The sequence below is a fragment of the Niabella digestorum genome, assembly GCF_036409055.1.
Taxonomy (GTDB): Bacteria; Bacteroidota; Bacteroidia; order Chitinophagales; family Chitinophagaceae; genus Niabella; species Niabella composti.
Genome location: NZ_JAZGLY010000002.1, coordinates 155693 through 167366, shown reverse-complemented (window position 1 = coordinate 167366; position 11674 = coordinate 155693). Strand labels below are relative to the sequence as shown.

Genomic DNA, 11674 nt, shown 5'->3' with positions numbered 1-11674 from the left:
ATGGTTTAATTAATCAGTTATTGGAATCAACTCAACAATATCCATTAATAAATCGCAACAGTAACTTGGATTCTTATTGCTACCAAAATCAGCAAAAGCAAAATATAAAGTAACATCGGATCGCTCATCAACATTTATTTCACCGCAATTATTATACACCAGATAACTCCATTCTTCGAACGTACCATCTTGGGCGGCCATATTTACTCCTTCGTGTACGATTTCATTGTTGTATATAACAATGTACTTGCCACGCGTACCACCCGATCTGTGAATCATTCTGATTCTATATTTGCCTGCAGGTACATCTGGTATTGTCATCCAGAAATAATCTCCTACTTGTATGGCATTGAATGCAACAATCTTATTTTCCTTGTTCTGATGGTAACTCTGAGTTCCTGTATTAAGGGTAATTGTTGCTGGAGCGTTGGTGAATACATTTTGTGCACCATAGGGACTTCCAGGGGGATAAAGATTGAAGCGTATAGTAGCTAATGGAGCCTCTACAATTTGCAACATAGTATCCAACGTATGCAAGATCCCATTGTTGCACACCCGATTAATTCCCAAAGCTGTATTTGAACTAAATGGAAAATTTTTATTGGCAAAATATTGGCCGTATAAGTTTACATCAAAACTTGTAGCTTCTTTCGTATATAGTGAGTAGTAACGCTTCCCCGCCATGTTATTCAAAAAATAACCAGAGTCTGCTATAATATGATACTGTGTCCACTCCTCTAGATTCTCAATAGCATCCTTAGAAAAACCAGATTTCAATAGAGCTTCATCGGTTTCGACCAACAATGTAATAGTACTATCCTTCAAATAACTTAAATATCCCATTTCTTCAAATATGGACAACATTATGTTATAGCGCCCGGAGCTTTGTAGTGTTTCATAAATGTTTTTGGTGGGAGGCATGAGAACATAATCCAGCACGTTTACATATCCGTTAGCAAGTTCAATATTACTTTCAATTATTTTAGCCGCACTATTTAATCTGATCGAAACATAAGATTCACTGATATCAGCAATCAAATATTTATTGTTAAACATAGTAGGGGCGGGCAAAGGCCCAAATTCCAATTCATTAGAATTAACCTTCTGCATTAATAAATGATATCGTAGATAACTCAACCAGTATTCAGGCTCCTTATCATAAATAGAGTTAATGGTTTCCCCCTCCTGAGCCAACGTCTGAAACAATTTCTCAAAAGCCTCATTATTGGGGACAAACAAAGTATAGGAGCCAGCTGTTTTTAATAAATTACGCTGCTTAGTATAATCAATTAGCTCTCTAAATATGCTTAAGTCTTCTCTCCCCTCTATATAATCCATAATTTGCAGCTCGTCTGTACTGTCATAGCGTGCACCAGACAACTCTCGTTTACAAGAGCAAAATCCTAATATTAAAAGTAGGAGCAGTATTAATGGCAGACGATTCATACTAATCTTATTTATTTTTATAAAATTCTTTTTGATGTAACAAAGGGTTATTTTCAATTTCAGTTCTATGATAGGGCAAGAACCAGCTTTCTGGATTTAGCAATCTCGCACGAATAACTTGATAGGAATAACCCATAGAATTATTTGTTGCCATCTTTTCTAATAATAATTCCTGCATACCCTCTCTCCTGGCCATCCTTACTAAGGCAAACCATTCTTTACCTTCAAAGCACAGTTCTGCTTCACGCTCAAATAACAATCGCTCGAAGAACTCCATTTCTTCGCCAGCCTCGCCTGTAGTTAACAGTGGTACATCACAATGCTGGCGCACCTGATTAATCATATCTTCAGCTTCTTCATACCGACTCAGCATTGCTAGCGCCTCTGCTTTCATAAATAATATTTCGCGATATCTATAAAAAATATAACCTGTAAGACGACGGTTATTAGAGGGTTTATAAGATAGTTCGTATGCCTGCTGACCCAAAAACTTGTACACTTCCCAACCTCCCCCATATCCGTTAGAGACATCACTTTTTCTAAATGTGGAATACTCCTTGTATCGAATGGTATCTGAACTCTCATACTCCGGTAATGTAGATGGATACAGTGTTTCCTCAAACGCTAACCTTGCATTACGAGAATTCGCTAAATATCTAGCTCCATCAGAAGAACCAGTTGAAAAATGCGCAAACCAGTTATAGACAGGAGAAGATAACCCGGTTTGAGTGTATTGTAACTCAAAGATAGTTTCGGACGAATTACCTGGAGTAAAAATGGAATACCAATCTAAAGAGCTCACCAAGCCAGAAGCATACTGCATATCCAAAGGTTCACACAAATCCAACACTTGTTGATACTGATTACGCCACAGTTTTACATCGGCCCACAAAGCCCGAACGGCATTCTTAGTAATACGTCCATATTTGTAAAGCACATTATCAAATGTTTCTGGCGCATTTTTTAATGCATAATCCAAATCTTCTTCAATAAAATTTAGCACCTCCTCTTCGGATGAAGCTGCAGTATTCATTTGTTGAGTATCCGATTCATAAGGTTCCTTAATGAGCGGAACTTCCCTGAAAGCACGCACTAAATAAAAATAGTTTAACGCACGAAGCGCATGCGCCTCACCCAACATTTGATTTAATTCCGCTTCTTTAAAAGTAGGGTCCTTAGAAAGAGCTAGAGGAGCATTTTTGATAAACGTATTAATCCACCCTACTGAGCGGTATACATTCGACCATGAAAGCAGACCGTTTGTCGTATAAATATCATGCGACATAAACTGTCCATAGCTTGAGGTAAAGGCATTACCAGGACCAGGTTCGTAAAAGCTAGACCTTATATCACCCCAAACATGAAATGAATTAAGACTGTTATGCAGAGATGTATACAATCCCATTAAGGACGTGTGCACCTGATCTCGATTTTGCCAAAACTCATCATGTATCAGATTATCGGGTTTATCCACCTCTAACAGTTTATTACAGGATATCAATAAAAAGAATATCTGAACTACGATTATATATGTGAATCTTGATTTCATCTTCGGAGCACATTTATAAATGAATATTTAATCCTACTGTATACTGACGTGAAGGAGCTGTAGTACTTCTGTCTATACCAAATAGCGCTACACTTCCGGTAATAGGCACTTCGGGATCCAGCCCCAGATACTTCGTCCATGTATACAGATTATAACCAGTTACAAAAAATGATAATTGCTTTATTCCAAGACCTAACTTTTGAAGAAACTGTTTACTAGCATTATAAGTTAGAGATACAGTCTTTAAACGTAGATAGGATCCATCTTCCACCCACCGGGTAGAGGCTACGGCGTTCCAACTATTATCAGGCTGAGCTCGAGGAATATCAGTTACATCCCCTTGTCTTCTCCAACGTGCCATAATCGATCTTGACTGATTATGAGAGTAGCGCATCTGTTCCATTTGTATGCGCGTAGCATTGATAATGTGATTGCCTGACTGATATTGAAAATTAACGGTGAGTACCCAATTTTTATAATTGAATGTATTATTCCATCCCCCATAGAATAATGGATTTGCATCACCTATTTGTACACGATCTAGCTCATTAATCACACCATCTTTATTAACATCTTCATAAATCATATCTCCACCCGCAAACTGCCGGCCAGTTGCTGATCCGTATCTCATGTATTTAGGAGTAATACCATCTGCTTCATAAATAATATTTCCCTCATCATCTCTAAGTATTGCATCCTCGTCTCTTGCGTATACGCCTAGTGCTCTATATCCATAGAATCCTCCAATTACATCTCCTTCTTGCAGTTTGGATGTAAATCCATAAGCGCTCACTTGAAACGCCTGTTCATTAAACAATGGAGGTAATTCTAGTAGCTTGTTTCTATTTGTAGCAATGTTAAAAAAGGATTTCCAGCGTAACTTATTCCCTCCGCCTTTCAGTATAATAGCCGTTATGCCCAACTCCCAGCCACTATTACGTACGGTCCCAAAGTTGATATATTGAGAAGAATATCCCAGAGTAGAAGACAATCGTTCTTCCAACAAAAGATTTCTTGTTGTGCGCGAATAAAAATCTAATTGTCCTGTTACTCTATCATTAAACATTCCCCAGTCCAAACCTGCATTATATTCTGTTGTCCTTTCTTCTCTAAGATTATCACTTGCAAACTTTGATGGATACGTATAGGTTTCTCCTAAATATCCTGTGCCGGTACCATAAGCAATATCATATAAGTTATCCAGTGAAGGTAAATTCCCGGTAACACCGTAAGCAAATCGAGGTTTAAGGAAATTAATCCATTCCACATTTTGCATAAACCTAGCCTTATTGATCTCCCATGCAGCACCAATAGCCGGAAATACAGAGTAAGGATTATCGTCCCCATAACGAGAATCGCCTTCACTTTTTCCGGTAATAGTCAGATAATACTGATCTTTTAATGCGTAGTGTCCCTGAATAAACATCCCCAAATACTTACTTGCACCATAGGTTCCAGTAGCATTAGAGATAATCGCAGAGGCATCGGCGGATCTTAATTCCGGTGACCCTCCATTATAATACTCAATTTTGGTGGAGTTATTTCTGTTGATATTATAGGTAACTACTCCTGTAAAAGTCAATCGATGATCCGTCAAGCGTAGTGCATTCCAGGTGAGGCGATTATTGTTATTAATCATCAATTGATACCCTTCGGTTTGTACTCCGGCATTATAAACATTCTCTCCCGGTATTGCATTGGTAGCATATCCCGGTAAAAAATATTCATCCGCAGATTCCCTGAAGTCAGTAGAAACCTGAGTTCTAAACTCCAGATTACTCAGAATTTTATACTCTATGGCTGTATTCGCCATAAAGCGGTTAGCCTTAGTAAGATAGGTAGAATAGTCGATTAGGGCTAAAGGATTATATCTGCTAAGAGCAGATATGGTCTCTGTTCTATCAACAAAATAGTTTAGTCCATTTTTGGAGTATACGGGGTAATACGCAGGAATCTGTCGTGCTATCAGCAAAGGATTTAATTCTTGTCCTTCACTTTGAATAGGATGATTCTGCCCTCTTTTATCAGTTAAAGAATTGGTATAATTTAAATCGGCCTGAACTCTTAATTTATCCGATACTCTGTAATTGAGATTAAAGCGTGTATTAAAACGATCATATCCGGTTCCTTTTGTAGTACCATACTGATTGGCATATCCCAACCCCCAGTAGTAATTGAGACGATCCCCACCACCTGTTAATGCAGTATTGTATTGCTGATAGATACCCTTCCGTGTAATAACATCCATCCAATCGGTATTATTATTATACATCCATGCATCCGAACGAGTTAGATCACCTCTTAATTGTGGATAAGATGTTCCATCATCAATACCTCCGGATGTTTTCTCAATATAATAAATACGTTGTTCATCTCCCGATAGCATTGGGATGGTGCGGGGCACTTCAGTCAATGTAAATTTTGAGTTAATCTGCAGTTGAGCTTTTCCTCGTTTTCCTCTTTTAGTCTGAATTACAATCACACCGTTCGCCCCTCGAGAACCGTAAAGAGCCGTAGCTGATGCATCCTTCAAAATATCAATAGAAGCAATATCTGACGGATCCAAATCTCCGATAGGGCTAAAACCAAAATCTGTGATACTGGACACTTTGTAATCATTACCGATAACCTCGGCCCCGTCAATAATCCACAAAGGATCATTCATACCGGATATGCTGGAAATACCTCTTATTCTAATGCTGGCAGCAGCACCCGGATCGCCACTGGCGGCAACCACCTGTATCCCTGGTGCCATACCTTGCAAAAGTTGATCAACATTAGTTACAGGCATTTTATCGGTATTTTCCAGATCAACGGAAGCTACAGCACTAGACAACTCACGACGATCAATAGACAAAAAACCGAGGTCGGCTTTTTTCTTTATGGTAGACACTACAGTAACATCTTCTATCGTACCGGCGTCCTCTACCATGGCCACTTCAAAATATCTCTTATTATTGATAACAAACTCTTGAGTAGTATAACCTATATTAGTAAATACTATTTTATAAGCCTGTTCCGCTAATATTATCTCAAAAGAGCCATCAGCCTGAGACATAGTTCCCGCAATAGCAAGATCATTTCTGTTTACAAGCATAACAGAAACTCCGGTCAACGGTTTTTTAGAAGCCTTTTCATATACAACTCCCTTAATGCTAGCCGCTTCCTGAGCATCTAGTCTAAAAAACACCAACATAAGCACGCAAGCAAAGAATGTTGCTTTCAAATAGCCATAATTCATATTAACCCAATCGTTTTAAAATAAGCTATTAATTTTATGTAGCACACCATTACTCGCCTGTAGATTTGCTACTACAGGCTGAATTGTACTCCCTAATTCATTCGATACCGAAAAAGTTTCCCAACTCCCGCTTATCGTTAATCTATTACCATTACTATTAGTAATTTGCCCATTAAAATCACCATCACTAAAGATGTATCTATTCGGAATAATGTAGGTCTGTAAAAAATATCGTAGTTCTTCGACAGGCATGGTATTTACATTAATGCCAGCTTCGGTAATGACTGAATTCACAGGCGCAAAAACACTGTATGTAAAGAAGCCTGTCAACTTTAACTGTGCTGCCATACCTACCCTGTCAATAGCAGTTTTGAATAATGATAAATCAGGATGTTCAGCAATCTTATTATATACGGATAGTGTATCATTTTGCCTGTCAAGCGGAGTAAGAAAACCATCAACTTCATATATGGCTCCATTTACTCCTTCCCATGTAGCTGCTGATGTTATAAGTTGAACTGAATTACCAGTATAATCATAGAAGCGTCCGTTGTCATATAAAACATATCCGAAGTTTGTGGGATAAAACTTTTTGCGAAATCCACCTTCAGCGCGCACATCAACATTTAAAATTCCGCTTTTGCATTGATTGATTCTGTATGCACGCGTAGCATCATTCATATCTTCTGCTAAAGGAGTACCCCAAACATCGTCGGACTGAATCAGAATGGTAATAGGACTATGCTGATAATTCAACCCATCGAAAAGCCCTGATGCCATGCCTGCGTTTGAAAACATCCAGTTCCACTGACTATATTTTTTCTGAAACAGATATACCCCACCTACGGCACTATGTAAATGTGGCGAAAGAATTAATTGATTCGATTTATAAATAATACTATTACTTGCTCTGATAGAGCCTGTTACTATAGAAGGCAAATGCATAATCATAGATATGTTACCACCTGAAAGCGCCTTCCACTCTGCTGAAACGTCGTCAAAATTGCTTTTATAGGAAATGTTAGGAAAAATACAAGCTCTAAGCAAGGCAGTTATCACTAGCTGAGGAACTGAATCAATTGTATTATCAAGATACGGTAAATAAGGTTGAAAATAATTGAGAATAGCGTCATTTGTAGGAACAAAGATGGTTGAGAGCACTGATTCATCAGCCAGGTTTCTTCCTATACTATAACTTTTATACAGTGTGGTATCCACCCAACCAAACTCATCCTTCTCACCTAACACATATTGTACATGTTTTTCCAACCACGAACTAAAAATACTCGTTTCCGGATCACTAGCCAGCGCTTCATCTGTACGCAAGGCTATATCAAGCGGCTGTCCCAATACGTGTATTACACCATTGCTTGCATCAATATCAGCCTCTGATATCGGCACATTATCTACCCATAATGTATAATCCTGCGGTTGTTGATTGTATAAAGATACATAATCATCCAACTGCCTTGTTAAAAAAGATGTACTGAATAAGCGCAGCCTCTTACCGGGAGTTTTCCCTTCTGTTCTGGAACTAAAGACCGTTGCACGAGTTTTATTTAAGTCGCTGCTTGCTCTATCGTAAATCTTATTAATATCATACTCATAGTACATACCATTTATAAAATGATAATTGACGTATTGACGCAGTAAGGTCTCAGGAACACTTTCCAAAGAAGTATATCCTAGCTTAGAAAAGTACTGCTCCACATACTCGTCCCGGGGGGCCAAACAAGTGTACATCGCAGAGCTACCAAGCGTTTTACGTAAACCAAGCTTATCAACAATGCTTACAAATTTTGCAAAACGACCATCGGCTTCTAGTACTTCTATAATGTTTTTATCGAGCGCATTTTTAGGATTATAATACACATCCAGCTTCCTAGAGCAGAATGAAAAAAACACGGATAGTATTAGAAGCAAGCAAACAGATCGATATTTGTTCAAAGACAACATATCCCTTTGATTTAACCTTTTGAAAAGATGATTTTTAAAATCTAGCAATCAATCGTTACATACAACAAGCAATAATGTAGTTATGTTCTACAAATATACAACATTGAAATCTTTACTCAAAGTTTTTTACATTTCCCCAATCGAACAACTTAAACCATCTCCTGATTTTTGGGACGCAATACAATCAGCTGTAATATCAATACAACTAACACCACTACAGACATAAGCGCAAAGTCTCTTCCCAAACTGCCTGCATCGGTTGAACGACCTAAAAAACTTGTAATAAAAGCGCCAAAGAATACCCCTACCATATTCATTAATCCATATGCTGTAGCACGATATCGAGCAGGAACAAACTGGCAAAGAATAGGCATATTATTGGCATCGAACATTCCAAAACCAATACCAAATAATATAGCAGCTAATACTAGTATTGCAATCGTATTTCCAAATCCTAATAATATTATCGAAGGAATGGTTAGAAATATTCCAATAGCGCTGGTATAAATTCGTCCTCTTATATTTCGCTGCACCCACCTGTCGGATAAAAGGCCTCCAAAAATGACCCCCAGAAACGATGATGCTGCAATTGTTATGGTAGCTATAGGACCTGCTTTCGACATCTCAATATTTAGTGTATCGGAAAATAACGTAGGCAGCCAATTTTTAGTAGCCCATCCAGGTAGGCTGGGAATCGCAAAATATAGTAGTATCACCCAAAATGCTATATTAGTCAACAACCAGCTTATACCGGAAAACAATCCAGACTTAGATGTTACCGCTATTGTATCATTACTATTATCCCCTCTCTTTTCCTTAAGTAGAAAAAATAATACTGCTGCATAAACAACCCCTGCTAACCCAAAACCGAAAAAAGTATTTTGCCATGAGTATTCCTTTGCAAGAGTAGCGCCAAAACCGCCCAGTGCCTGCCCTACATACAAACCAGTCATATGAATACCTACAGCAAGGGAACGTGTTTTAGAAGTATGATAATCGGCTATCAATGATAGTGCGGCAGGAATATAAACAGCTTCACTAATTCCCATAATAGCTCGCAACCATTTCAGCTGCTCAAAGGTGCTTGCATAGCCCATTAGAAGTGTAACGGCCGACCAAATAAATAAACTTACCACTATTAAACCCTTTCTACTAATCTTATCTGCGATAACACCGCATGCGGGACTCATAAATCCGTATAACCATAAAAATATAGACATTAGAACGCCGAAATTTTCTGCGCTTTGTAACTCAACAATATCAACTTCCATTGCAGGGCGCATGGTAGACAGCATCTGCCTGTCGAGATAATTTAATAATCCGACTACCCACAATAAGGCAACTACTACCCATGGATACACTTTACCCTTCATTATTGAGCGCTTTTAGCTTGTATTATAATTTTACATTTTCCCATCACTTGCTATACACCTCACATCATATATGCTTAGTCCAATTTCACTGCAATTACTCTAGGAGTACGCGTAGCTGGTCTTACTTCACCCCCTGGCAAAACATATCGCTCTTCCCATAATACTGCAGTAGTCGTTACCGGAGCCCATATGCTATTGTTAGGCTGTAAAATGGCATCCTGATGTATTTGCACTTTAATCTCTCCAGCCTTTCTCCATTCGTTATTTGCTTTATCATAACGAATAATATTCTTTGAAAAGCCGGGATGTCGCTCCCGCAAATCACTATTGGCCAGCGTTCCATCATCTCCTCCAAATACATATATACCCTCACTCGTTGCATAAGCTGGCGTAGGAGCTGCTACTGTAGCAACCGGCAAATCCTCAATTCGTTCCCATTTATCTGCTTTAAATCGATATGCATCTGTAAGATATTTTCGTTTGCCATTAATAAGCTGTGCGCCGCTGAAAACATAAAAACACTCCTCATCCGAAGCCGCCACAGCCAACATCCGAGATGGGCCTGGAATATCAGCCAGTCTTCGCCAGCCATGAGTCATATCATTTAAATCCAGACAGAATAAAGTTCGCAGTGTCTCCAAATCTGAAGGTTGTTGCTGTCCTCCTGCTACATACACTTTACTTCCTACCAGCGCTCCACAACTATTAGCCAATGGAATGGGCAGTGACGGCAATGTGTCTATAATAATTTTGCCATCACTATACTGCAGTTGATACACATCTGCATAATGTCCGTCTTCATTACTACCGCCGATCAATAGCATGCCCAATGGTAAAGAAATAGATACACCATATCCAAGCTTCTTAGGTAACTTGGCCATATGTTTCCACTCTCCCATAGGAGAATCTAACACATAGATATCGTCGTACCATACTTTTGCCGAACCTCGCCACGGAGCCCCGCCATTAGGAAAATTGGATCCTCCAGCCACAACCAATCTGCCATTAATAACTCCGGCAAAGGCACCTGCAAATCCTACTGAATCTGGAATATTTGTAAAAGATTCCCAAACATGGAATTTCTTATACTTCTCCTGAGCAATAACCAACATCGATACTATAATACTAAGTGTGAATAAAATAATTCCTTTCATACATTAACTGAGCTTTGGCAAGCATACTCCTTGCGGGCGAGTTCCAGTTTTTTAAAAAAGTTTATCGCATCCAGATACTGCTTCAGTTCCGCAACCTGTACTTCATTCAATCTTCTGAGCGGATATCTACATCCTCCTAGATCTAGTCCGTCCAATCTAATTATCTCCTTTTGAGTAGGTATAGAAGGATACTTAGCCAAAGCCCGAATCATTTCATTACAGTCGTACTGAGCTGAAGCAGCTTCGGCAAGTTTTCCTTCGTTAAATAGCTGCATCACCTTATGGTACATGGGAGCCGCAAAACTGTAAGTACTACCAATAGCTCCTCTGGCTCCCATTACCAAAGCAGGCAATAACAACTCGTCGTAGCCAAATAAAATATCATATTTACCTTCTTCAAAACGCAAGCAGTCTTGGTACTCGTGCAAAGTATTAGCTGTATACTTTACTCCAGCCAAATTGGGAATAATAGGAGCTGCATGTTGTAAGAAGGAGATTACAGATACAGACACCCCGGTTATAGCCGGCATGTGATAGTAGTAAAAAGGAAGTTCTGGTGCAGCCATTGCGATCTGAGCCATGCAGTCCGCCAGATTAGCAGCTGAAGAAGGCTTAAAATAAAATGCAGCAACGGCTGATATTGCATCTACACCTACTTGCTGAGCATGTGCTGCAAGTTTTTGTGCTTCTTTAATAGAACTATGTCCCACATGAGCAAATACCTGAATTCGTCCATTAGAAGCTTTAACGTACGCTTCAGTTACCGCCATGCGCTCTTCGGTACTCATACTTAATCCTTCACCATTAGTACCGCCAACAAATACCCCCTTTACGCCATCTGCAATTAGTCTTTCTACTACAATCGGAATCAACTCCAGTTTCAACTCGTTGTTTTCATCAAAAGTACTAAACGTAGCCGCGAGCAGCCCTTCCGTTTTTCTCCTATGCATAAAAC

Annotated in this window: 7 protein-coding genes; all 7 read right to left on the bottom strand. The window is 39.0% G+C overall.

The annotated features are described in order from the left end of the window. Positions 1-9: 9 nt before the first annotated feature. The 7 genes from V2H41_RS03435 to V2H41_RS03405 all read right to left on the bottom strand — a co-directional run bounded on the left by V2H41_RS03435 (position 10) and on the right by V2H41_RS03405 (position 11669). On the bottom strand, positions 10-1446 hold the full coding sequence (locus tag V2H41_RS03435) for a fasciclin domain-containing protein (protein ID WP_330973726.1): 1437 nt from the start codon (positions 1444-1446) through the stop codon (positions 10-12). A gap of 7 nt (positions 1447-1453) precedes the next feature. After that, positions 1454-2995, bottom strand: a complete 1542-nt coding sequence (locus tag V2H41_RS03430; protein ID WP_330973725.1) for a RagB/SusD family nutrient uptake outer membrane protein — start codon at positions 2993-2995, stop codon at positions 1454-1456. Between the two features lie 13 nt (positions 2996-3008). Continuing rightward, positions 3009-6236, bottom strand: coding sequence for a SusC/RagA family TonB-linked outer membrane protein (locus V2H41_RS03425; protein WP_330973724.1), 3228 nt, complete (start codon positions 6234-6236; stop codon positions 3009-3011). Positions 6237-6251: 15 nt separating this feature from the next. Next, entirely contained in the window at positions 6252-8192 is a 1941-nt protein-coding gene (locus V2H41_RS03420; RefSeq protein WP_330973723.1) for a fasciclin domain-containing protein, read from the bottom strand. Positions 8193-8341: 149 nt separating this feature from the next. After that, entirely contained in the window at positions 8342-9565 is a 1224-nt protein-coding gene (locus tag V2H41_RS03415) for an MFS transporter (RefSeq protein WP_330973722.1), read from the bottom strand. A gap of 74 nt (positions 9566-9639) precedes the next feature. Continuing rightward, positions 9640-10719, bottom strand: coding sequence for a galactose oxidase (locus V2H41_RS03410; RefSeq protein ID WP_330973721.1), 1080 nt, complete (start codon positions 10717-10719; stop codon positions 9640-9642). After that, a complete protein-coding gene (locus V2H41_RS03405; RefSeq protein WP_330973720.1) occupies positions 10716-11669 on the bottom strand; it encodes a dihydrodipicolinate synthase family protein in 954 nt (317 codons plus the stop codon). The genes V2H41_RS03410 and V2H41_RS03405 overlap by 4 nt, the downstream gene beginning before the upstream one ends. Positions 11670-11674: the final 5 nt, after the last annotated feature.

Excerpts from the sequence above, each read along its gene's own strand:
- V2H41_RS03430 (WP_330973725.1), bottom strand. The coding sequence starts at position 2,995 with ATGAAATCAAGATTCACATATATAATCGTAGTTCAGATATTCTTTTTA.
- V2H41_RS03425 (WP_330973724.1), bottom strand. The coding sequence starts at position 6,236 with ATGAATTATGGCTATTTGAAAGCAACATTCTTTGCTTGCGTGCTTATG.
- V2H41_RS03415 (WP_330973722.1), bottom strand. The coding sequence starts at position 9,565 with ATGAAGGGTAAAGTGTATCCATGGGTAGTAGTTGCCTTATTGTGGGTA.
- V2H41_RS03420 (WP_330973723.1), bottom strand. The coding sequence starts at position 8,192 with ATGTTGTCTTTGAACAAATATCGATCTGTTTGCTTGCTTCTAATACTA.
- V2H41_RS03410 (WP_330973721.1), bottom strand. The coding sequence starts at position 10,719 with ATGAAAGGAATTATTTTATTCACACTTAGTATTATAGTATCGATGTTG.
- V2H41_RS03435 (WP_330973726.1), bottom strand. The coding sequence starts at position 1,446 with ATGAATCGTCTGCCATTAATACTGCTCCTACTTTTAATATTAGGATTT.
- V2H41_RS03405 (WP_330973720.1), bottom strand. The coding sequence starts at position 11,669 with ATGCATAGGAGAAAAACGGAAGGGCTGCTCGCGGCTACGTTTAGTACT.